The sequence below is a fragment of the Bradyrhizobium sp. SZCCHNR1053 genome (assembly GCF_032381235.1).
Taxonomy (GTDB): Bacteria; Pseudomonadota; Alphaproteobacteria; order Rhizobiales; family Xanthobacteraceae; genus Bradyrhizobium.
The window spans coordinates 58,344-80,815 of record NZ_JAUHJM010000014.1 but is presented as its reverse complement, the minus strand read 5'-3'; the positions used below and the strand labels follow the sequence as shown (position 1 = coordinate 80,815).

Annotated in this window: 17 protein-coding genes; 4 read left to right on the top strand and 13 right to left on the bottom strand. The window is 65.5% G+C overall.

The genetic code is table 11. The annotated features are described in order from the left end of the window. Positions 1-113: 113 nt before the first annotated feature. The gene (locus tag QX051_RS25805) at positions 114-1,469 is read left to right on the top strand and encodes an esterase-like activity of phytase family protein (RefSeq protein WP_315778057.1); all 1,356 of its coding nucleotides are present in this window, start codon (positions 114-116) and stop codon (positions 1,467-1,469) included. 72 nt (positions 1,470-1,541) lie between these two features. On the opposite strand, the gene QX051_RS25800 is transcribed toward QX051_RS25805, so the two are convergent. From QX051_RS25800 to QX051_RS25775, 6 genes are all read right to left on the bottom strand, one after another. Beyond that, positions 1,542-3,227, bottom strand: coding sequence for a methyl-accepting chemotaxis protein (locus QX051_RS25800; protein WP_315778056.1), 1,686 nt, complete (start codon positions 3,225-3,227; stop codon positions 1,542-1,544). 117 nt (positions 3,228-3,344) lie between these two features. Beyond that, positions 3,345-5,201 carry an ATP-dependent zinc metalloprotease FtsH gene (ftsH, locus tag QX051_RS25795; RefSeq protein WP_315778055.1) on the bottom strand — a complete coding sequence of 619 codons (1,857 nt, stop codon included), beginning with the start codon at positions 5,199-5,201 and terminating at the stop codon, positions 3,345-3,347. 134 nt (positions 5,202-5,335) lie between these two features. Beyond that, entirely contained in the window at positions 5,336-7,003 is a 1,668-nt protein-coding gene (locus tag QX051_RS25790; protein ID WP_315778119.1) for a mucoidy inhibitor MuiA family protein, read from the bottom strand. Positions 7,004-7,448: 445 nt separating this feature from the next. Then, positions 7,449-9,038, bottom strand: a complete 1,590-nt coding sequence (gene serA, locus QX051_RS25785; protein ID WP_315733917.1) for a phosphoglycerate dehydrogenase — start codon at positions 9,036-9,038, stop codon at positions 7,449-7,451. Between the two features lie 275 nt (positions 9,039-9,313). Next, positions 9,314-10,486 carry a phosphoserine transaminase gene (locus QX051_RS25780; RefSeq protein WP_315757325.1) on the bottom strand — a complete coding sequence of 391 codons (1,173 nt, stop codon included), beginning with the start codon at positions 10,484-10,486 and terminating at the stop codon, positions 9,314-9,316. Between the two features lie 144 nt (positions 10,487-10,630). Then, the gene (locus QX051_RS25775; protein WP_315733919.1) at positions 10,631-10,921 is read right to left on the bottom strand and encodes a hypothetical protein; all 291 of its coding nucleotides are present in this window, start codon (positions 10,919-10,921) and stop codon (positions 10,631-10,633) included. Positions 10,922-11,026: 105 nt separating this feature from the next. Between QX051_RS25775 and QX051_RS25770 the strand changes: the two genes are divergently transcribed. Both QX051_RS25770 and QX051_RS25765 read left to right on the top strand, forming a co-directional pair. Further along, entirely contained in the window at positions 11,027-12,013 is a 987-nt protein-coding gene (locus QX051_RS25770) for an aldo/keto reductase (RefSeq protein ID WP_315778054.1), read from the top strand. Further along, complete coding sequence (locus QX051_RS25765) at positions 12,010-12,861, top strand: amidohydrolase family protein (RefSeq protein WP_315778053.1); 852 nt, start codon at positions 12,010-12,012, stop codon at positions 12,859-12,861. Before QX051_RS25770 ends, QX051_RS25765 begins: the two co-directional genes overlap by 4 nt. Before the next feature lie 5 nt (positions 12,862-12,866). Here the strand turns inward: QX051_RS25765 and QX051_RS25760 are convergent, their stop codons facing one another. The 4 genes from QX051_RS25760 to glmM all read right to left on the bottom strand — a co-directional run bounded on the left by QX051_RS25760 (position 12,867) and on the right by glmM (position 17,163). Then, positions 12,867-13,322, bottom strand: coding sequence for a GNAT family N-acetyltransferase (locus QX051_RS25760; RefSeq protein WP_315778052.1), 456 nt, complete (start codon positions 13,320-13,322; stop codon positions 12,867-12,869). Between the two features lie 28 nt (positions 13,323-13,350). Beyond that, positions 13,351-14,178, bottom strand: coding sequence for an outer membrane protein (locus QX051_RS25755; RefSeq protein WP_315733923.1), 828 nt, complete (start codon positions 14,176-14,178; stop codon positions 13,351-13,353). A 189-nt stretch (positions 14,179-14,367) separates the two neighbouring features. Next, entirely contained in the window at positions 14,368-15,213 is an 846-nt protein-coding gene (locus QX051_RS25750) for an outer membrane protein (protein ID WP_315778051.1), read from the bottom strand. Positions 15,214-15,810: 597 nt separating this feature from the next. Beyond that, the gene (gene glmM / locus QX051_RS25745; RefSeq protein ID WP_315733925.1) at positions 15,811-17,163 is read right to left on the bottom strand and encodes a phosphoglucosamine mutase; all 1,353 of its coding nucleotides are present in this window, start codon (positions 17,161-17,163) and stop codon (positions 15,811-15,813) included. A gap of 401 nt (positions 17,164-17,564) precedes the next feature. On the opposite strand from glmM, the gene QX051_RS25740 reads away from it, so the two are divergent. Next, entirely contained in the window at positions 17,565-18,701 is a 1,137-nt protein-coding gene (locus tag QX051_RS25740; RefSeq protein WP_315733926.1) for an alpha-hydroxy acid oxidase, read from the top strand. A gap of 281 nt (positions 18,702-18,982) precedes the next feature. On the opposite strand, the gene QX051_RS25735 is transcribed toward QX051_RS25740, so the two are convergent. The 3 genes from QX051_RS25735 to QX051_RS25725 form a co-directional block, all read right to left on the bottom strand. Beyond that, complete coding sequence (locus QX051_RS25735; protein ID WP_315771906.1) at positions 18,983-19,561, bottom strand: hypothetical protein; 579 nt, start codon at positions 19,559-19,561, stop codon at positions 18,983-18,985. 143 nt (positions 19,562-19,704) lie between these two features. Next, positions 19,705-20,547, bottom strand: a complete 843-nt coding sequence (locus QX051_RS25730) for a shikimate dehydrogenase (RefSeq protein WP_315771871.1) — start codon at positions 20,545-20,547, stop codon at positions 19,705-19,707. A 126-nt stretch (positions 20,548-20,673) separates the two neighbouring features. Next, positions 20,674-22,437, bottom strand: coding sequence for a SulP family inorganic anion transporter (locus QX051_RS25725; RefSeq protein WP_315733928.1), 1,764 nt, complete (start codon positions 22,435-22,437; stop codon positions 20,674-20,676). Positions 22,438-22,472 lie beyond the last annotated feature (35 nt).

Below are 22,472 nucleotides of genomic sequence, written 5' to 3'. Positions count from 1 at the left end.
CAAGACGCCTCATGAAGACCGGGGAGCATCATCCGGCTGTCATCGAAATGTCAGCGCCGCGTCAGGCCTCCTGTCCAGAACGATGCGTAGATCAAGCTCCCAGGAGGCCCCCCATGCATCGATATCTGCTGACCACCGTTGCCGCGTTCGTTCTGAGCGCCGGCACAGCGTTCGCCCAGGGCGAAGGCGAATTCCCGGCGACGCTCTCCGGCCATGCCGTGATGCCGGCCGAGTCCTTCGTCGAGGCGCCGGCCGATGCCCCGAACGATCTCAAGACCTCCGGCAAATACACCACCGGCAAGCGCATCGACGCGATCGGCAGCGTGATGGGCAAGTCCTATGAGCGTCCGACCGGGGTGTCGCTCCCATTCAAGGGACAACCTCTCCAGGGCCACTCCGGCATCAAGAAGATGGCCGACGGCACGTTCTGGGTCCTCACCGACAACGGCATGGGCTCGCGCTACAACTCGCCCGACTCGATGCTCTATCTGAACCACCACAAGATCGACTGGACCAGCGGCAAGGTCGAGCGGCTCGAGACGATCTTCCTGCATGATCCCGACAAGAAGGTGCCCTTCCGCATCGTGCACGAGGACACTTCCAAGCGCTACCTGACCGGCGCCGATTTCGATACCGAGGGCTTCCAGATCATCGGCGACAATCTCTGGATCGGCGACGAATTCGGTCCCTACGTCATCAAGGCCGACAGGACCGGCAAGGTGCTTGCCGTGTTTGAAACGATCGCGGACGGCAAGCCGGTGCGCTCGCCCGACCACTGGGCGGTGCAGTCGCCGGCCGCGCCCGGCGCCACCTATACCAACGTCAACCTGCGGCGCTCGAAGGGATATGAAGGCTTTGCGTCGTCGGTGGACAGCAAGTTCATCTATGGCCTGCTCGAAGGTCCGCTGTGGGACACCGACAAGAAGGACTGGGAGAAGGTCGACGGCAAGGAAGCCTCGCGCATCCTCGAATTCGACGTCGCCGCGGAGAAGTTCACCGGCCGCTACTGGCAGTATGTGTTCGAGCAGAACGGCAACGCCATCGGCGATTTCAACATGATCGATCCCACACAGGGGCTGATCATCGAGCGTGACAATGGCGAGGGCACCAGCGACAAGGCCTGCCCGCAGGGCACGCGCGGCGAGAACTGCTTTCCCGATCTCGCCAAGTTCAAGCGCGTCTACAAGATCGAGCTCTCCGACGCCAACGTCGGCAAGCCGGTTCGCAAGATCGCCTCTATCGACCTGATGAAGATCAAGGATCCGGACAAAAAGGCGCGCAAGCCGCTCAACGACGGCGTGCTCGCCTTTCCGTTCTTCACGATCGAGAATGTCGACCGCGTCGACGACACCCACATCATCGTCGGCAACGACAACAACCTGCCGTTCTCGTCCAGCCGGGATCCCAACAAGGCCGACGACAACGAGTTCGTGCTGCTGGAGGTCGGCGACTTCCTCAAAGCCAAGTGACGGCTGGCACGCCTACGACTTGACGGCCGCCGTTGATCCGAGAGCCCCGGATCAACGGCGCGCCCGGCCTGATCAGGCCGTTCGCACCTTCGCCATGAAGCCATCGACGGCCTGCTGCAGCAGGCCCGACTGGCTGTCGAGCTCACGCGCGCTCGACAGCACTTCGGAGGCAGCCATGCCGGTCGCTTCCGCCGCCTTGGTAACGCCGCCGATATGGGCGCTGATCTCGTTGGAGCCTGCAGCGACGGACTGGATGTTGCGGGCGATCTCGCGCGTCGCGTCGCCCTGCTGCGCGATCGAGGTCGAGATCGAATTGGTGATCTCGCTCATCTGCGCGATGGTCTGGGTGATGCCGCTGATGGCGGTGACCGCATCCTGGGTCGAGGTCTGCATCGCCGCGACCTGTGCCGAAATCTCCTCGGTCGCCTTCGCCGTCTGGTTGGCGAGCGCCTTCACCTCCGAGGCGACGACGGCAAAGCCCTTGCCGGACTCGCCGGCGCGCGCGGCTTCGATGGTGGCGTTCAGCGCCAGCAGGTTGGTCTGCGCCGCGATCGAGTGGATCAGCTTGACGACCTCGCCGATCTTCTCGGCGCCGGTCGACAGCACCTGAACGGTCGCATTGGTGCGCTCCGCATCGCCCACGGCTTTGCTCGCAATCTCGCTGGAACGGGCGACCTGGCGCGAAATCTCATTGACCGAGCTCGACAGCTCTTCGGCCGCGGCCGCGACCGTGCCGACATTGTCATTGGCGCTCTGGGTGGCGGCGCTGACGGTCGAGGCGCGCGAGCTGGCATCGCTCGCGGTCGAGGTCATCGATTGCGCGGTGTGCTGCATGCCCTCGGCCGCCGACGCCACCGAGCGGACGATGCCGTTGACGCTGCGCTCGAAGTCGGCGGCGAGGTTCTGCATGGCCGCGGTCCGCTCGGCGGCCGCGCGCTGCTGGGTGGCGGCCTCGGCCTGCTCGAGCTCGCGCATCCGCAGCGCGTTGTCCTTGAAGATCTGGACGGTGGCTGCCATCCCGCCGATCTCGTCGCCGCGGCCGACACCGGGAATCTCGCCATCGAGCCGGCCATCGGCGATCTCGCGCATGCGGATGCCGAGACGATCGAGCGGCACGCTGATGCTGCGGCTGATCAGCCAGGCGATCCCGCCGGCGATGACCGCGATGCCCGCGCAGGCCATCCAGATCAGCCATTTCAGGGGCATCATCTTCGCATCGAGATCGTCGACATAGACGCCGGTGCCCACGAACGTATTCCAGCCGGGAATCATCACCGCATAGGAGATCTTGCGGGTCGGATGCTCCTGACCGGGACGCAGATATTCGTAGTGCAAGGTGACTTCGCCGTTCTTGGCAACGCCGTCGCGCAGCTCGACGACGAGCTTGCGGCCGTTGAGCTCGAAATCGATCACATTCGAGCCACGCTGCTTCGGATCCTGGGACAACACCACGTTGCCGTCCATCGTGTAGGCGAACAGATAGCCCATGCCCTTGTCGAAGGTCATCGTTCTCGCGCGATTGACGAACTCGTCGAGCGCGGCCTCCTTCGTCAGCTTGCCGGATTCGACCTCCTTGATGAGGCCCATGGCCATGTTACGCGCGGTCTCGACGATCGCCCGGCACTGTTCGATGCGGGCGTCGACCATCTCCTTTTGCATCAGAGTGCCGGCAAACGTACCGGCCGCGGCAAGGCCCAGCATCGCCACGCCGACGACGATGGCGAGCTTGGGGGCAATCTTCAGGTTATTCAGCAGCACGTAACGAACTCCGCCCGGTCCCCGATCGACGACCTCGATCTGTCAAGGTGAGCTGCTGGTCAACTGATCAGGCGATGGTTAGATTTCGGTTGCAAACGCCCCCCGTAGAAACCCGGATCAGCTCGAGACAACGGCATCCCGAACCGGGACCGCAGCGGAGGCCGGCCGCAACGGCGCAAACTCCTCGGCGGTCAGCGTCTCCTTGGCGATCAGGAGCGCGACGCCGCGCTCGAGGTCCGGGCGATGGCTTTCGAGGATCGCGCGAGCGCGGGCGCCGCCGTCTGCGATCAGATCCCGCACGGCGAGATCGATCTCGCGGCCGGTCTCCTCCGCCGCCGACACGATCTGATCCTGTGGCTGCAGGAACGAGACCTGTGGACGCGGCGCGTATGTGCGCTGCCCGACGGTCGCATCCATCCCGTATTTGGTGACCATCTCGATCGCGATCTCGGTCGCACGCTGCAGATCGTCGGCGGCACCGGTCGAGACGTCGCCGTCGAAGATCAACTGCTCGGAAGCCCGTCCGCCCATCAGCACGGCGATGCGGTTCTTCAATTCGCTGACCGCGAGCAGGAAGCGATCTTCGGTCGGGCGCTGCATCGTGTAGCCGAGCGCGCCGACGCCGCGCGGAATGATCGAGACCTTCTGCACCGGATCGACGCCGACGAGATTGGCTGCGACCAGCGCGTGCCCCATCTCGTGATAGGCGACGCGGCGGCGCTCGGCGGGACTGAGCACGCGGCTCTTCTTCTCGATGCCGGCGACGATGCGCTCGATCGCCATCGTGAAATCGTCGAACGTCACCTCGTGGCCCTTGCGGCGCGTCGCCGCGATCGCAGCCTCGTTGATCAGGTTGGCGAGGTCGGCGCCGGTGAAGCCGGTCGTCAGGGCCGCGACCTTGTCGAGATCGACGCTGTCGGCGACCGTGATCTTGCGGACATGCACCTTGAGAATGGCAAGCCGCCCGCCCCTGTCGGGACGGTCGACCAGCACCTGGCGATCGAAGCGGCCAGCGCGCATGAGTGCGGGATCGAGGATCTCCGGCCGGTTGGTCGCGGCGAGCAGGATGACGCCGGAGCTTGGGTCGAAGCCGTCGAGCTCCGCCAGCAATTGATTGAGCGTCTGCTCCTTCTCGTCGTAGCCGCCAAACTGGCCACCGCCGCTTCGGCTGCGCCCGAGGGCATCGAGCTCGTCGATGAAGATGATGCAGGGCGCGGCCTTGCGCGCCTGCTCGAACAGGTCGCGCACCCGCGCGGCGCCGACGCCGACGAACATCTCGACGAATTCGGATCCGGAGATGGAGAAGAACGCCACACCCGCTTCGCCCGCGACGGCGCGCGCGAGCAGCGTCTTGCCGGTGCCGGGCGGGCCGACCAGCAGGATGCCCTTGGGCACGTGTGCGCCGAGCCGGCCATAGCTCTTCGGATCCTTCAGGAACTGCACGACCTCCTGCAGCTCGAACTTGGCCTCGTCGACGCCAGCGACATCGGCGAAGGTCACCTTGGTGTCGGTCTCGACATAGACCTTGGCGCGCGACTTGCCGATCGACATCAGGCCGCCGAAGCCCTGGCGGTCCATCACCTTGCGGCCGAGGAACACCCAGATCAGATAGAACATCAGCGCCGGCACGACCCAGGACAGCAGCGCCTGAATCAGCCCGCCCGAGGGTACGCCGGTCACCGTCACGCCCTTCGCGGCAAGCTTCGCCGCCAACGGCGGATCGACACGCGTGGTGATGAACGAGGTCTTGCCGTCCGGCTGCTTGTCCTTGAACTTGCCCTGGATCGTATCCTGGCCAACCGCCACTTCGGTGATCTTGCCCTGCTCGATCAGCTGCTCGAACTGGCTATAGGGAATGGTTTCGACCGTGTTGTAGGTCGTCAGCAGCCATTGCAGCAGCAGCATGCCGACGCCGGCGAGGAAGATGTAGCCGACGGCGACGGCCTGCTTGCGGGTGTTCGGGTCGGATTCCATGGCGGCGCTCTCGGTCGAGTTCGATCACGGCCGGACAGGACGTGATCGAACGGGTTCCCACGCGCATAACAGGAGCGGGACCGGGCGGCTTGTCATGGATCAAACGGCGCCGGCCCGTGGCCTCACGCCCCGCCTCAACCCGACGGCTGCATCACGATCGACTTGTCCTTCGGCCAGCGCACCCGCCAGGCGAAGGCGATATCCTTGGCCTCGCCCGGTTTGGCGTCGATGACCCATTCGACGACGCCGCGGCGATCGCGCACGTTCGTCGACGTCGGCGACGTGGTCGCGGACAGCATCTCGACCACGATCTCCTCATTCTCGCTGACCGGCAGCTGATCCTGGATCGCGACCTTCAGCGGGAAGTCGTGAGCGTTGCGGACCGTCGTCTTGAAGGTGCGCTCGTCGATCTTCGCCGTCGTCACGATCAGGCCGGCCGAGCCTTCGTTGCGCTTGACCACACTGCGCTCGACCTTGACCTTGTCGTCGGCCCCGAAGCCGACATGAACGACCTCGTCCTTGCCGGCCGACGCCAGTCTGCTGGTGCCGACGAACATGCCGTCGCGATAGATCGAGACCTTGCCCGGCAGCAGCGGTGCCTCCTCGTTCTGCGGGAAGCTCGCTTCGAGATAGGCGGTGGGATCGATGACGGGCGCCGAACGGATCGTCAGTTCGGGCGTGATCGTCGCGGTGGAAATACGCAGGCTCTTCGCGCCATCATTGGCACCGACGCTGACGCGTCCGGGGAGGTGGAAGACGGTCTGAAAGGCGCTGATCTCGGCAACCGTCTGCTGCTCGACGGCCTTGTCCGCGACATCTCCGAACGTCGTCCCTCCGCCAAAGCGAAACTCCTGTCGGCTCTCCATGAGTCCTCGCACGGCGCTGACGGCGGCCGGCTTCGGCGCTGGCTGTGGCGGCGGCGGATATTGCGCGATGATCGTCCTGAGCTCGGGCGCGCTGCCGCCGCGTCCGGTCCGCACCGTCGAAACCGTCAGCGCGACCTCGGACCAGTCCTCCCCGGTGGCCTGCTGGATCTCGGCGCGTCGCACCAGTTCGAGAGCCGGTTTGCGGTCCTTCGCCGACGTGTCGAGACGCGCGTCGTAGAGCGGCACCCAGCGGGCGTTGCGCACCGCGTAGGTCACGCGCAAGGTCGCCTTGGTCGCTGCTGCAGCCGACAATTCGATCCGCACCTCCAGCTTGCTCGGGGGCTTCGTCGTGAGATTGTCCTGCAGGCGCGCGATCTCGCGATCGATCTCGCGCTGCTTGCGCTCGGCATCACGGATCGCCGCGTCGGCCTGTCCAACCTCGTCGGCAACGGCGGCGAACGCGGCACGCCATTCTGTGATCGGACGCGCCTCGCCCTTCTCGCCGAGCCCGGCCGGTGACGCCTCGGCAAAACGCTCGGCAAACTTCTTGCGCGCCAGGGCCGCGGCGATCGTGCCATCGAGATTGGCGCGCTCGTCCTTCAGCGCTTCGATGCGCTTGTCGATGTCGGGCAAGTTGACGGGCGGCGCCGCACGCGGTGGCTTGGCGTCGACGGTGCCGATCACGAGCTTGGCGCCGGCCTCGCCTTCCACGCGAAGCGAGGACGCATCGAGTCCGAGCGGGAAGTCCTTGGCGATCGCCGTCGTGTCACCGGTGGGAAGGTCGAGCGAGATGACCCGGGTCACGGTCGCGCCGTCGGGATACACGGTGACGGCATCGACGGTGGACGTCGCGTCGAGGTTTGCCGCATGGCCCGGCGCCGCCGCCAGCGAGGCACCGAGAACGAGAGTTGTCGTAACCAGCCACGTCGTTCGCATTGCCATCGATCTCTCCGTATCCCAGCGCCCCTGAGAACCGGATGAGCCGGTCCCTTGCGGGGCGTTAGACGCCACGAGAGGTCCGCGGGTTCAAATCGTGCGACCGCAAAGCTTGCCGTTGAAATTCCGCCGAGCAAAAAAATGGGCAGCACGGCCACGGTGCCGTGCTGCCCCTTTCCGGTCGGTCAATTTGGCCCAGCGCGTGAAGAGTTGAGGTCTGGTTGCGAACCGCGAAGGATGTGCGCTCCCTCTCCCGCTTGCGGGGGAGGGCTGGGGTGGGGGTGTCTCCTCAATTGGGGCTGCCCGAGTGGAGGGGGCCCCTACCCGGCGCTTCGCACCGACCTCCCCCGCTCTGGCGAAGCGAAGCTTCGCTTGACGGGAGAGGTGAACTGAGCCAGCGGCTAAGTCGATTCAACCAAGAAGCACCGCGCGCTCTAGCGCGTCATCAGAACGCCAGCGCCTTGGCCTGCTTGACCTGCGGCAATGCCTGGATCTTGCCGAGCAGCTCGGCCGGCACCGCACCGTCGACCTCGACCAGCGCGATCGCGTCGCTGCCCGGCGCCACGCGGCCGAGATGGAAGGTCGCGATGTTGATCTTGGCGTCGCCCAGGAGGCTTGCGAACTTGCCGATGAAGCCCGGCTTGTCCTCGTTGGTGACGTAGATCATCGACTTGCCGAACTCGGCGTCGACACGGATGCCCTTGATGTCGACGAGACGCGGCTTGCCGTCGGCGTAGACCGTGCCCGACACCGCGCGTTCCTGGTGCTCGGTGGTGACGGCGACCGTGATCAGGCTCTCATAGTCGCTCTCGCCGGCGCGCAGCACCTCGTCGACGATCATGCCGCGCTCCTTGGCGATCACCGGCGCCGACACCACGTTGACCTCGCCCAGCATCGGCCGCAGCAGCCCGGCCAGCACCGCCGAGGTCAGCGCCCGGGTCTTCATCTCGGCGACGTGGCCTTCATAGGTGATCTGGATCTTGGTGATGCTGCTTTCGGTGAGCTGGCCCGCGAACGAGCCGAGCTTCTCGGCGAGCGCGATGAACGGCTTCAGCTTGGGCGCTTCTTCCGCGGTGATCGACGGGAAGTTGATCGCGTTCGAGATCGCGCCGGTGAGCAGGTAGTCCGACATCTGCTCGGCGATCTGCAGCGCGACGTTCTCCTGCGCTTCCGTGGTCGAGGCGCCGAGATGCGGCGTGCAGATCACATTGGCATGACCGAACAGCGGATTGCTGGTCGCCGGCTCCTCGGCGAACACGTCGAGGGCTGCGCCCGCGACATGCTTGCTGTCGAGGGCCTCGAGCAGCGCCTGCTCGTCGATCAGGCCGCCGCGCGCGCAATTGATGATGCGCACGCCCTGCTTCATCTTGGCGATCGCCGCGGCATCGATGATGTTGCGGGTCTTGTCGGTCAGCGGCGTGTGCAGCGTGATGAAGTCGGCGCGCTTCAGCAGCTCCTCGAGCTCGACCTTCTCGACACCGAGATCGAGCGCGCGCTCCTCGGTGAGGAACGGATCGAAGCCGATCACTTTCATGCGCAGGCCCTGCGCACGGTCGCAGACGATCGAACCGATGTTGCCGCAGCCGATCACCCCCAGCGTCTTGCCGGTGATCTCGACGCCCATGAAGCGGTTCTTCTCCCACTTGCCGGCCTGGGTCGAGGCGTCGGCCTGCGGGATCTCGCGCGCCAGCGACAGCATCATCGTGATCGCGTGCTCGGCGGTCGTGATCGAATTGCCGAACGGCGTGTTCATCACGATGATGCCCTTGGCGGTCGCCGCGGGAATCTCGACATTGTCGACGCCGATGCCGGCGCGGCCGATCACCTTGAGCCGCTTGGCGCGCTCGATGATCTTGGCCGTGGCCTTGGTCGCGGAGCGAATCGCAAGGCCGTCATAGTCGCCGATGATGTCGGCGAGCTTGTCCTTGTCCTTGCCGAGATTGGGCTGGAAGTCGACCTCGATGCCGCGATCCTTGAAGATCTGCACGGCAGCCGGCGACAGCGCATCGGAAATGAGAACTTTGGGTTTGGACATGACGATGTTCCTTCACGCCTCTCGCGAGAGAGGGACAGCGCATCGGCGCCGGAATGGGTGGAAGCAATCGAATCGTAGGGTGGGCAAAGCGCAGCGTGCCCACCGTCTTTCGCGTCGGTTGACGTTGATGGTGGACACGGCGCTTCGCGCCTTTGCCCACCCTACGCGTCTTGAATTTCGTCACTGCGAGGAGCGGAGCGACGAAGCAATCCAGACTTTCTTCGTGGCCCTGGATTGATTCGCTGCGCTCGCAATGACGGCACGACGAGCGCGGGTCAGGCCGCCTTCGGCAGCGCGGCCTTGGCTTCGGCAAAAGCCCAGTCGATCCACTGCGTCAGCAGAGCGACGTCCTTGGCTTCCACGGTGGCGCCGCACCAGATGCGCAGGCCGGCCGGCGCATCGCGGTAGTGCGCGAAGTCGAAACCGGCGTTCTCCTTCTCGACCAGCGACACCAGCTTCTTGGCGAACTCCGCCTGGGCATCGGCCGACAGCGATGTGATCGCGGGATCGACGACCTTGAGGCACACTGAGGTGTTAGAGCGGATGGCGGGATCCTTGGCGAGAAAATCGATCCACGGCGTCCGCGCCTTCCAGTCCGCCAGCACCTTGGTGTTGGCGTCGGCGCGGGCGATCAGCGCCTTGAGGCCGCCGATCGACTTGCCCCAGTTGAGCGCGTCCAGATAGTCCTCGACGCACAGCATCGATGGCGTGTTGATGGTCTCGCCCTCGAAAATGCCGGCGTTGAGCTTGCCGCCCTTGGTGAGGCGGAAAATCTTCGGCAGCGGCCAGGCCGGTTTGTAGGTCTCGAGGCGCTCCACCGCGCGCGGCGAGAGGATGAGCATGCCATGCGCGGCCTCGCCGCCGAGCGCCTTCTGCCAGGAGAAGGTGACGACGTCGAGCTTCGGCCAGTCGAGCGGCTGCGCGAACGCGGCAGATGTCGCATCGCAGATCGTCAGGCCTTCGCGCGTCGCGCTGATCCAGTCGGCATTCGGGACGCGCACGCCCGACGTGGTCCCGTTCCAGGTGAAGACCACGTCGCTTGCCGGATCGACTTTCGACAGATCGGGGATCTCGCCATAACCGGCGTGCAGCTTGGTGACGTCCTTGAGCTTGAGCTCCTTGACGATGTCGCTGACCCAGCCTTCGCCGAAGGATTCCCAGGCGATCGTGGTGACGGGCCGCGCACCGAGCAGCGACCATAGCGCCATCTCGACCGCGCCGGTGTCGGATGCGGGCACGATGCCGATCTTGTAGTCGGCTGGCACTTCGAGAACGTCGCGCGTCAGCTCGATGGCCTGCTTGAGCTTGGCCTTGCCAATCTTCGCGCGATGCGAACGGCCGAGGGGAGCATCCTTGAGATTTTCGGAGGTCCATCCGGGGCGCTTGGCGCAGGGGCCGGAGGAGAAATGCGGCACGGCAGGCCGCTGCGAGGGCTTCGCTGCAGTCATCGTCTATCCTTCCAGATAGTAAGCCTCCCGTTGGGGGGAGGTGTCCCGCCGGCGTGAATACGGGAAGGGTCGTTCCGCGTCAAGGAACTTCGCGCGCTCTTGTCGGCGTTCACGCAGTCGTGCTGGCATGCAAGCGAATGCAATTCATTCCGGTGCGGCACCGACCGGTGCCTGACCAGCCGGCGGACGATGCAGGAAGGTCATCGAGGCGTAGGCGCCGATCCAGGAGCCGACCGCCGCAAACGCGACGTAGATCCAGTTCTCGGTGTAGCTGATCACGGCGAAGGACGACAGCATGTACCAGATCGAGCTCCAGGTCGCCGCTGATACTCGCCGCTTGGCAACGACCGCCGAAGTGAACATGACGTAAACCGCGTCGGTCGCTGCAGTCGCCAGCACGACACCGAAGGCCGTCAGTGGATTGATCGCCGACATCGTCCCTCCTCTTCGTTGTGCTGCACCAAGCGACGTCATTGTCTCGCCAAACGCATCCATGCACAATGACGCGATCTGTACGCGCCAAACAACAAGGACAGAACAATGGAACGCGTCCGCCTCGGGAGGAGCCCGCTCGACATCACCCGCCTCGGCCTCGGCACGGCGCCGCTCGGCGGCCTGTTCGAGCCGGTCAGCGATGGCGATGCCGAAGCCACGATCGCTGCGGCGTGGGCGCGCGGGGTGCGCTTCTACGACACCGCGCCGCTCTACGGCTTCGGCCTCGCCGAGCAGAGGCTCGGTGCATTTCTGCGCCATCAGCCGCGCGACAGCTACGTGATCTCGACCAAGGTCGGCCGGCTGTTGCGGCCGGACCCGGCCGCCTCGGGCGAAGATCCGCACTACAAGGGCACGCCGCCGCTGCGGCCGCAGTTCGACTATTCCTACGACGGCGTGATGCGTTCGGTCGAGGAGAGCCTGGTTCGGCTCGGCCTGGATCGCGTCGACATCCTGCTCGTGCATGATCCCGACGATCACTATGACGAAGCCGTGGCTGGCGCCTTCCGTGCCCTGCAGCGGCTGCGCGACGACGGCAGCATCAAGGCGATCGGCGCCGGTATGAACCAGTCGGAGATGCTGACGCGCTTCGCCGAGGCCGTTCCGGTCGACTGCTTTCTCCTGGCGGGCCGCTACACGCTGCTCGACCAGGGTGCGCTGACGGCGCTGTTTCCGATCTGCCGCGCGAAGAACATCGCCATCATTCTCGGCGGGATCTACAACAGCGGCATCCTGGCCAATCCTTACGGGCCGGCGAAGTTCAACTACGAAGATGCCGATGCCGCCTTGGTGGCCCGCGCGCGCCAGCTCGACGCCCTGTGCAAGCAACACGGCACCGAGCTCAAGGCCGCCGCGATCCAGTTCTGTCTCGCCCATCCCGCCGTCACCGTCGGCCTGCAGGGCGCGCGCAATGCGCAGGAGGCGGCCGACAACATCGCGTTGGCGCAGGCGCGAATCCCCGACACGTTCTGGCGCGACCTGCGCGCCAGCAATCTGATCGATGCGCGCGCACCGCTGCCGGGAGAGGCGTCATGAGCCGCGTCATCGATGCGCATCAGCATTTCTGGGATCCCGGCCGCGCCGACTATCCGTGGATGGCCGGCGACGCGCTGGCGCCGATCCGCCGTCCGTATGGTCCCGCCGACCTCGCCCCGCTGCTCGCCGAAAATGGCCTCGACGCCAGCATCCTGGTGCAGACCCGGTCGTCGCTCGACGAGACCGAGGAATTCCTGCGCGTCGCGCACGCGACGCCGTTCGTTGCCGGTGTCGTCGGCTGGGTCGACCTGAGCGATCCATCGGTAGGGTCGACGATCGACAGGCTGCGCGGCCTGCCCGGCGGCGACAGGCTGGTCGGCATCCGCCACCAGGTCCATGACGAGGCCGATCCGGCGTGGATCTATCGCGGCGATGTCAGGCGCGGCCTCGACATCGTGTTCGCGCACGACCTGACCTACGATCTGCTGGTGCGCACGCGCGAGCTGCCGGCGGCGATCGCGACCGTGCGCGCGTTTCCAAGAGCGCGCTTCGTGCTGGACCACGCCGCCAAGCCGCCGATCGTAACCGGGTTCGATCAGGACTGGGCCGATCGCATCGCCGAGCTCGGGGCCTGCGGCAATGTCTGGTGCAAGGTGTCGGGGCTGGCGACGGAGGCCGTCTGGACCGACTGGGATGCCGAGCGGCTGTTTCCCTATGTCGCGCACATCGCACGCTGCTTCGGCGCCGACAGGCTGATCTTCGGCTCGGACTGGCCGGTGTGTCTGCTCGCCGGCAGCTATGGCGAAATCAAGCAGGCGCTCGAGCACTGCCTGACCCGGCTCGGTGCCGAGGTCCGCGACAAGGCCTTCGGCCCGAACGCCGTCGCAGCCTACCGCCTGCCGCTCTGATTGGATCAGAACCGCATCACCATGCCGAAATGGCTCTTGGCGAAGCCGAGCCGCTCATAGAAGCGCTGTGCGTCGGTGCGGCTCTGATGCGTCATGAGCTCGACCAGATTGCAGCGCCGGCTGCGGGCCTCGGCAATCGCCCATTGCAGCAGCTGCTCGCCGATGCCCCGGCTGCGCCGGACGATTGCGACCCGAACGTCTTCGATCAGCGCGCGCGACGCACCTTGCGAGCTGAGCCCGGGCAGGATGCAGAGTTGCAGGCAGCCGACCACCCTGTCCGCCTCCACGGCGACGACCAGGGTGATATTCGCGTCCCGCACGATCGCCTCGAATGCGTCGTAGTAGGACTGCGGCAACGGCTGCTCGACACGCTCCCGCGCCTGGCCGAGATGATCGTCGGCGAGCATGGCGACAATGGCGCCGACGTCGTCGCGCTGCGCGGGTCGAATGCTGATGGACATGAGCTTTCAGGACAGGCTTGCAGACGGCTCAGAACTTGTAGCCGAGGCCCGCGCGCACCGTGTTGATGCTGGTGTCGACCGTCGAGGTGAAGCGGATGTATTCGTATTCGGCCCGCGCAAACAGTCCGCCGACGAGATTGACGTCGACGCCGAGACCGGCGCTGTAGCCATAGATCAGGTGATTGTGCTGAATGTTGTTGGCGCTGAGCGGCGCGAGCGGCGTGTAGGTCCCCAGAAAAGTGGTGCTGACCCGATCCTGAACCGTCACGGACTGGCCGAGATCTGCATTGCCGAGCGCAAGGCCGAAGAACCCATAAGGCAGGAAACAGCCCATTGCATAGCCGGCACGCCCCCGGATCGTTGCCATGTCGGTGATCGAGATCTGCGAGGACTGCGTCGAGGTCACGGCGTGAAAGTTGCCGTCAGACAGTGCGGCCGTGCTGACAAGCGTGCGGCTCGAAGAGGCCATGCCGCCATACTTGCCATGCAGATAGCTCGCCTCGACGCCGAGCACGACGTCGTCCCACTGACTGTTGTAGCCGACGAAGGCGCCGAAGCCAGATGCGCGCGAGGACTGCTTGCCGAGATTGGGGTTCCACGACGATACCTGCATCTGGCTCTCGATCAGCGTGTTGGCAAGCACCGCCGCCGTGATGTTCTTGGTCGAGCCGTTGAAATTTTCATCGGACGAGCCGTAGCCGCCCTGGACGCCGACGTAATAGCCGTCCCAGTTGACCCGCGAATTGTTCAGGCCCTCGGTCAGGCCGCCCCGCAGGATCGGAAGGTCGGACAAATCCGCGGCCTGCGCCGCGGAGATCATGCCGCACACCGAAACCGCCACCACCAGGCTACGCATCGCAACGCTCCAATCAACACTTGACTCTCTGTTCCGATCATCGCGCGTTAACCTTAATCATTCGTTGTCGCAGCGCTCTGCACGGAAATTCTTTCAGCGCGGAGGCGTTCGAACAGCGGGATCAGAAACGCCAAACGGCGCGGGACGCCCGCGCCGCTTGATTGTTTACAGTGATGAGGACCGCTCGGCTCAGCCCTTGCGGATCAAGGGCGGCATCATCGGGGGCGGCGGAGGCTGGTCGAAATTCCAGCGCACGCCGAGCTTCAGGTCGTGCGAGGTGATGTCCTTGAACTTGAAGACGTTGCCGGTGGTGTTGCCGACATAGTCGGACAGGACGCCGGTCTGCCCTTGACCGAGATCGACGTAGCTGTAGGCCAGCTCCAACACCAAGTTCGGATTCACGTTGTAGGCGAGACCCGCATGGGCCGCCCAAGCGAAATTCCATTTCGAGGAGGTCGGCGCCGTCGCGAAGCTCGTGGTCGTGAACGGCAGGTTGTTGATGCCCGTGTCGGTGAAATTCGAAATCGTCACCCGCGCACCGCCGACACCCGCGCCGATGAACGGCGTCACGCACCACCAGGTGCCGAGATCGACGTAGGCGTTGGCGAGCACCAGCCATTCGGACTTGCTGCCGCTGTAATTGTCGATGCCGCTGTAGGGCACGCCGCCCGCCGTTGCATTGAAGCGGTCGGTGGCCTTGAAGTTCGAATTGCCGCGATACTGGCCGGTGACGTCGGCGCGGAACCAGCTGTTGAAGCGATAGCCGACGCCGACGCCGTAGATGCCCGCGGTGTCGAACGCCGAGGTCTGGTTGAACGACGTCATCGGCGTGTAGGCGGACTCGCGCGAGTAATGAACGTCCTTGACCTTTTGATTGCTGAAACCGATGTCGCCGCGCAGATACCAGCCACCGAAATCGGCCGCCGGCGGCGGCGCGTAGACCGGAGGAGGCGCGATGGGCATGTCGGCCGCAAAGGCGAGAGTTGAAAACAGAGAGGCCGCTCCGGCGGCGATCAAAGACTTAACGCTACGCATTGGCTTCGTCCCTTTGGCCGGTGAGGCGATCGAGAATCCGGCCCCACATCACAACTGACGACCGTACAATCGCGCCAAATGCTTAAGCGGCGCTTAACCCTAATTATTAAGGTTGATATTTCCTGAGCGCACAAGAACCGTTAACGACCGCGCAACACCTCCTAACAATTCGTCATCTCCGTCTCGTCCTCGTAGTAATCATCAACTAATTAGTTCAACTTAAAATTGTCAGCGTCGCCCCTCTCCAGACGGAGCGATCGCATATGGCGATCTGCGTTCTGCGCCGTCTGCTCCCACATCGTCGTGGCCGGCCTGTCCCGGCCAGCCACGTCCTTGTTGCGCTCGGAAGGAACGTCGTGGATGCCCGGGTCAAGCCCGGGCACGACGTAACAGATTGGCCGACTTGCCCGCCGCGATTGGCCGATTTCATCGATGCATCGTCCTGTCCTGGCCCCTGCCCGCTTTACGACGAGCCGCGGATCGCGCCGGCAGACCCGAGCCCACCGCTCTCGCGCGCAGGACGACAAGCTGCCAACAAAACGGCCTGCCATCAGACGATGATGGCAGGCCGCAAAGGCCGAATATGACGGTTGATGACTATGCGGCGGCCGCAGCCGCGTTGCCGACCGCAGCAACGATCTCATCGACGACCTCCTCGACCAGATCGCGGTCGTCACCCTCGCCCATCACGCGGATCACCGGCTCGGTGCCGGAGGAGCGCACGAGCAGTCGGCCATGGCCGTTGAGGCGCTTCTGTCCGGTGTCGATCGCCGACTTCACCTCGTCCGCGTCGAGTGGCTTGCCGCTGCGATAGCGGACGTTCTTGAGGATCTGCGGCAGCGGATCGAAGCGATGGCAGACCTCGGAGACCGGACGGCGCAGCCTCTGCACCGTCGCCAGCACCTGGAGCGCGGCGACGAAGCCGTCCCCCGTGGTCGCGTAGTCCGAGAGAATGATATGGCCCGACTGCTCGCCGCCGAGATTGTAGCCGTCGGCCAGCATGCGCTCGAGAACATAGCGGTCGCCAACCGGCGTGCGCACCAGCTCGAGCCCTTGCCCCTGCAGGAAGCGCTCGAGACCGAGATTGGACATGACCGTCGCGACGATGCCGGCGCGCGCCAGGCGGCCGTCCTCCTTCCAGCTCTGCGCGATGACCGCGAGCAGCTGGTCGCCATCGACGATGTGGCCGCGCTCGTCGACCAGGATCACGCGGTCGGCATCGCCGTCGAGCGCGATGCCGATGTCGGCGCGCATTTCCCGTACCTTCCGGCACAGTGCCTCCGGCGAGGTCGAGCCGCATTCCTTGTTGATGTTGAAGCCGTCCGGCTCCACGCCGATCGAGATCACGTCGGCACCCAGCTCCCACAGCGCCTCGGGCACGACCTTGTAGGCCGCACCATTGGCGCAATCGACCACGACGCGCAGGCCGTCGAGCGAGAGGTCGCGCGGCAGGGTGCGCTTGGCGAATTCGATATAGCGATCGTGCACGCCGTCGATGCGGCGGGCGCGGCCGAGGCTCGCGCTCTGCGCCAGCTTCTTGTCGAGCGACTCGTCCAGCAGCTGCTCGATCTGCTTCTCGACATCGTCTGACAACTTGAAGCCCTGCGGCCCGAACAGCTTGATGCCGTTGTCCTCGAACAGATTGTGCGATGCCGAGATCATGACGCCGAGATCGGCGCGCATCGACTTGGTGAGCATGGCGACCGCCGGCGTCGGCATCGGGCCGACCAGCAGCACGTCCATGCCGACCGAGGTGAAGCCGGCCACCATCGCGTATTCGATCATATAGCCGGACAGGCGGGTATCCTTGCCGATCACCACCCGGTGGCGATGCTCGCCGCGCTGAAACAGAAGACCTGCGGCCTGCCCGACCTTGAGCGCGAGTTCCGGCGTGATCAGGCCGTTGGCGCGGCCACGAATCCCATCGGTCCCGAAATAGTTACGGCTCATATGACCCCCAGCAACGGCTTCTGGATTTCGTTACCGGCGGGGGCGAATCACATGGCAAGCCCCTCCGGTCAGCCCGCGGGTTATAGTCGCCTTAAAGCTAAGATGGATTCAAAAAATGTGATCAATCATTACCACGAAACCGCCACGGCCGCCGCAAGTCATTGTTAAGGCTAATTTTTCACTCGACCTGACGGCTCCGGAGGGCCCCCCTCGGAGTGCCCCCGCAGCAGGAATGTGCTCGCTCCGGCGGCCCCTGACGTCCTGTTGCGGAACGCTCGCAGTTTGCGTGTCTTGCCCGGACGCCGTGGCGGTTCCCAAGTTGGATTTGGCAGGCGCCGCAAAGATGCTAGATGACTGCCGAGCCCAAGAAACGAGACGTCGGTGGGGAGTCGAAGAGCGCGATGAAACACGTCACCTGCATTGAAGACCTGCGCCTGCTGCACAAGCGCCGCGTGCCCAAAGCCTTCTTCGACTACGCCGATCGCGGCTCCTATGCCGAGGAGACGCTGCGGGCCAACCGCGACGATCTGCAGAAGATCAAATTCCGCCAGCGCATTCTGGTCGACGTGTCCAAGCGCGATCTGTCGACGACGATCCTTGGCGAGCCGTCATCGATGCCGCTGATCCTGGCGCCGGTCGGCCTCCTGGGCATGCAGCACGGCGACGGCGAGATTCACGCCTGCCGCGCCGCGCAGGCCGCCGGCATCCCGTTCACGCAGAGCACGATGTCGATCTGCTCGATCGAGGACATCGCGGGCAGCGTCGAGAAGCCGTTCTGGTTCCAGCTCTACGTCATGAAGGACCGCGGCTTCATCAAGGCCCTGGTCGAGCGCGCGATTGCTGCGAAGTGCAGCGCACTATGCCTGACCGTCGACCTGCAGGTGATCGGCCAGCGCCACCAGGACATCAAGAACGGCATGAGCGTGCCGCCGGAATGGACGCTGTCGAAGCTGTTCGACTTCGCCACCAAGCCGGCCTGGGTGCAGGGTGTGCTGCAGGGCAAGCGCCGCACCTTCGGCAACATCGCCGGCCACGTGAAGAACACCGAGGATCTCACCAAGCTCTCGGCCTGGACCGCAGCGCAGTTCGACACCTCGCTGAACTGGAAGGATGTCGACTGGATCCGCTCGATCTGGCCGGGCAAGCTGATCATCAAGGGCATCCACGACATCGAGGACGCGAAGCTCGCGGCCGCGACCGGCGCGCAGGCGCTTGTCGTCTCCAACCATGGCGGCCGCCAGCTCGACGGCGCACCGTCCTCGATCCACGTGCTACCCGGCATTGCGGAAGCGGTCGGCGACAAGATCGAGATCATGTTCGACGGCGGCATCCGCTCGGGCCAGGACGTGATGCGCGCGCTCGCGCTCGGCGCCAAGTCGTGCATGCTCGGCCGCGCCTATGCCTACGGCCTCGGCGCCGGCGGCCAGGCCGGCGTCGCCAAGGCGATCGACATCATCCGCAACGAGCTGCTGACGACGATGGGCCTGTGCGGCATCAACACGGTGGCCGAGATCGACCGGAAGGTGCTGGCGGATTGATCGACACTTAACCGGTTGGGACAAAGCATGACGCTGGTCTCACACCGTGATGATCCGAAGCGCTTGCCAAGCAAAAGCTGTCGTCCCTGCGAACGCAGGGACCCATAGCCACCGCTGTCAGTTATTTCGGGCGGTCGCGCCACTGCATGGTGCGTTTGGGCATCTGCTCAGACTAAGACACCCTGGCGTGCCCCGACACTCCGTCCTGGGGTTATGGGTCCCTGCGTTCGCAGGGACGACACCTTTTGTCAGGATGCGGCATACGCTCCAGATGAGCTGGGTCACATCGGCGGCGTCAGCCCATCGCGGCCGACGCTGACGCGGCTGGTCTCGAGCGAGCCATCGGGTAACTGCTTGACGGTGGCCATCACCTTCGCGCCGGCCGTCAGCTCGGACTTGTCGCCGGGCACGAAGGTCACGATCGGCGTGTCCGGCGCGATGTCGACCCGCTTCTCGCCGCCCTTGTATTTGACGAGCAGCGAGTGACCGTCGGTCGAGACCGAGCTTTCGGATACGGTGGCGTTGGTCATGCTCGAATTCGGCTTCAGGTCCCACGACCGCGAGCCTTCGCCCGTGCCGCGCATGTCCTCGGGAAAGATGTGGATCTCGACCGCCTTCGGCGCGCCGTCCGGGCCGGGCACCGTGGTGGCGCCGATGAACGAGCCCAGCTTGATGTCGGAAAGCTGCGCCTTGACGACACCCGAAACGCGCAGATCACCGGCCATGCGCAGCTTGAAGATCTCGCCGCTGCGGGCTTTCACCGTCATCATGTCGGCGTCGACGCTTTCGATGGCGCCGCGCACGCGCGTCGGCACCGGCACCTGCTGGGCAATGGCGAGCGCGGATACAGCCGCAACCATGGCGAGTGAAGCGACGGAACGGATCAGGACGAGACGAGCGGACATGCAGGGCTCCGAGGGCGAGAGAAGATCATCCGCGTCCAATGCGGGGCTACGCGGACGCTCGATCAATGAGACGCCGACCATCTGCGCTTATTCCGCGTTCAAGCCCTTGTGAGATCGGCCTCGACCAGCGCGCGCAACTCGGGCGTGACCTGCGGACGGCGGCCGAACCACAATTCGAAGCCACGCACGGCCTGGTGCAGCAGCATGCCGAGCCCATCGGCAGTGCGCAGCCCCCTCGCCCGCGCCGCCGCGAGCAACTGCGTCTCCAGCGGCACGTAGACGATGTCGGCGACGACAGCCTGCTGCGGCAACAGCTCGACGTCGAGCTCGAGCGGCGGCTGGCCGTGCATGCCGAGCGAGGTGGTGTTCACGAACAGGCCCGCGCGCGGCAGCAGCGCGCCGACGCGGTCCCAGCCTTCGGCAACGACATGGCTGCCGAACTGATCAGCCAGGGCTTGTGCGCGCGCCGCGGTGCGATTGATGACGTGGACGCGGCCGATGCCGCGCTCGAGCAGGCCGAACACGACGGCCCGCGCCGAGCCGCCGGAGCCAAGCACCAGCGCCTCGTCGGTGCGGTCCCAGCCTGGGGCGGCGGCATCCAGATTGCCGATGAAGCCTTCGACGTCGGTGTTGGTGGCCCGCAGGATGCGGTCCTCGTACCAGAGCGTGTTGGCCGCGCCGACGGCGCGGGCACGCGCGTCCGGCTCGCTCAGCTCCAGCACGCGCTCCTTGTGCGGGATCGTGACGTTGGCGCCGACGAAGCCGCGACGGTCGAGATGCATGACGAAGTCCGCCAGCTCTTCCGGCGGCACCGCCTCGATGGTGTAGCCGCCGGCAATGCCAAGCTCGTGCAGCCAATGATGATGGATCAAAGGCGAGCGCGAATGCGCGGCAGGCCAGCCGATCAGGCACGCAGCGCGGGGTTTGGCGGCGAGGGTCATGGCCGTGACATCGGACAAGCCCCGGCTGGAGTCAATGCTGGGGCTCGGCAGTCGCCCCCCGGGAAAGCGCCGCAGCGGCCGAGAGGCGCCATGGCCCCAACGGCGACGCGGCGTTAAGGTCGCGTGTCAGCTCGCGGCGAGCCCATCGGCGACGTCCGCCGGCGCCGTCTCCTTGCCCTTGATGTCGGCCACGGCGCGCTCGATTGTCTCGCGATAGCGCACCAGCGGCGGCCGCACGCCGTGGGTCAGCAGCGCCCGGCGCACGGTCGGCGACGCGCCCGTGATGAACAGGCGGATGCCCTGGCGCCTGGCCTTGGCGGCGACGCGGCTCATGGCGTTGGCGGCCGTCGAATCCAGGAACGGCACGGCGGCGAAGTCGACCACGAAGGCTTTGCGGCGGTCGGCGATCGAGTCGAGCACGGTGCCAACGGTCGAGGCGGCGCCGAAGAAGAACGCCCCGGTGATGCGATAGACCAGCACGTCCTTGTCGGTGCTGAGCTTGGGATTGTAGGGCACCCGCGCGCCGTCCTCGAAATCCGCACGGTCCTGCGCGACCAGCGGCGTGCTGTCCTCGACGCCGGTCATCTGCGCCATGCGGTTGATGAACAGCACGGCGCCGAGCGCAAAGCCGACCAGGATGCCCTCGGTGAGATCGCGGAAGACCGTCAGCCCGAAGGTCGCGAGCAACACCGTGGCATCGCCCCAGGACGATCGGATCAGGGTGGCGAACTCGTGCTTCTCGGCCATGTTCCAGGCCACCACCACCAGCACCGCGGCGAGCGCCGACAGCGGGATGTAGCTCGCGAGCGGAGCCGCGATCAGCATGAACACCAGCAGGAACAGCGAATGCAGCATGCCCGACACCGGCCCGCGTGCGCCGGCGCGAACGTTGGTGGCGGTGCGCGCGATGGTGCCGGTGACGCAGATGCCGCCGAACAGCGCCGAGCCGACATTGGCAAAGCCCTGCGCCACCAGCTCGCAGTTCGAGCGATGGCGACGGCCGGTCATGCCGTCGGCGACGACGGCCGACAGCAGCGATTCGATGGCGCCGAGCAGTGCGAAGGCGATCGCGTCGGGGAACACCGCCTGGACCTTGGCGAGCGAGAACGCCGGCAACGCCGGCGCCGGCAGCTCGCGCGGGATACCGCCGAATTTCGTCCCAATGGTCTCGACCGGAAGCTGCAGCGCGAAGGTGATGATGGCCGCGACCACGACCGCGATCAGGATGCCGGGCCAGGTCGGCCGCAGATGCTTGAGGCCGATGATGATCGCGATCGACAGCGCGGCCGTCACGACCGCAGACATGCTCGCGGTCGGCGCGCCATGCGCGAGCGCCGTGAGCTTCGGAAGCAGCTCGCCCGGCTCCTTGCCCGCAAGCGTGATACCGAACAGATCCTTCAGCTGGCTGGCAAAGATGATGACGGCGATGCCCGCGGTGAAGCCGACCGTGACCGGATAGGGAATGAACTTGATGTAGGTGCCGAGCCGCAAATATCCTGCGATCACCAGGATCACGCCGGACATCATCGTCGCGATCAGCAGGCCATCGAGACCCTGGCGATCGACCGTCGCAGCGACCAGCACGATGAAGGCACCCGCGGGACCGCCGATCTGAAAGCGGCTGCCGCCGAGCAGCGAGACCAGGAAGCCGCCGATCACGGCGGTGTAGAGACCACGCCCCGGCGAGACACCGGAGGCGATCGCGATCGCCATCGACAGCGGCAGCGCCACGATCGCCACGGTCAGGCCCGCCAGCGCGTCGGCGCGAAAGTCGCTGAGGCCGTAGCCCTCGCGCAAGACCGTCAGGAGTTTGGGGGAATAAAGCTCGGCGAAGGTCGGCTCATGATGTCCGACCCGCCCGTGCGAACGGTGTTCGTTTGCGATGCTCATGCCCATCACGCTCCCGTCGCCTCATCGGGCCGCGG

Bases quoted from the DNA above. Each gene is read 5' to 3' on its own strand.
- glmM (WP_315733925.1), bottom strand. From the start codon at position 17,163: ATGAGCCGTAACTATTTCGGGACCGATGGGATTCGTGGCCGCGCCAAC.
- serA (WP_315733917.1), bottom strand. From the start codon at position 9,038: ATGTCCAAACCCAAAGTTCTCATTTCCGATGCGCTGTCGCCGGCTGCC.
- QX051_RS25780 (WP_315757325.1), bottom strand. From the start codon at position 10,486: ATGACTGCAGCGAAGCCCTCGCAGCGGCCTGCCGTGCCGCATTTCTCC.
- QX051_RS25750 (WP_315778051.1), bottom strand. From the start codon at position 15,213: ATGCGTAGCGTTAAGTCTTTGATCGCCGCCGGAGCGGCCTCTCTGTTT.
- QX051_RS25770 (WP_315778054.1), top strand. From the start codon at position 11,027: ATGGAACGCGTCCGCCTCGGGAGGAGCCCGCTCGACATCACCCGCCTC.
- QX051_RS25805 (WP_315778057.1), top strand. From the start codon at position 114: ATGCATCGATATCTGCTGACCACCGTTGCCGCGTTCGTTCTGAGCGCC.
- QX051_RS25765 (WP_315778053.1), top strand. From the start codon at position 12,010: ATGAGCCGCGTCATCGATGCGCATCAGCATTTCTGGGATCCCGGCCGC.
- QX051_RS25760 (WP_315778052.1), bottom strand. From the start codon at position 13,322: ATGTCCATCAGCATTCGACCCGCGCAGCGCGACGACGTCGGCGCCATT.
- QX051_RS25755 (WP_315733923.1), bottom strand. From the start codon at position 14,178: ATGCGTAGCCTGGTGGTGGCGGTTTCGGTGTGCGGCATGATCTCCGCG.
- ftsH (WP_315778055.1), bottom strand. From the start codon at position 5,201: ATGGAATCCGACCCGAACACCCGCAAGCAGGCCGTCGCCGTCGGCTAC.
- QX051_RS25735 (WP_315771906.1), bottom strand. From the start codon at position 19,561: ATGGTTGCGGCTGTATCCGCGCTCGCCATTGCCCAGCAGGTGCCGGTG.
- QX051_RS25730 (WP_315771871.1), bottom strand. From the start codon at position 20,547: ATGACCCTCGCCGCCAAACCCCGCGCTGCGTGCCTGATCGGCTGGCCT.
- QX051_RS25790 (WP_315778119.1), bottom strand. From the start codon at position 7,003: ATGCGAACGACGTGGCTGGTTACGACAACTCTCGTTCTCGGTGCCTCG.
- QX051_RS25740 (WP_315733926.1), top strand. From the start codon at position 17,565: ATGAAACACGTCACCTGCATTGAAGACCTGCGCCTGCTGCACAAGCGC.
- QX051_RS25725 (WP_315733928.1), bottom strand. From the start codon at position 22,437: ATGAGCATCGCAAACGAACACCGTTCGCACGGGCGGGTCGGACATCAT.
- QX051_RS25775 (WP_315733919.1), bottom strand. From the start codon at position 10,921: ATGTCGGCGATCAATCCACTGACGGCCTTCGGTGTCGTGCTGGCGACT.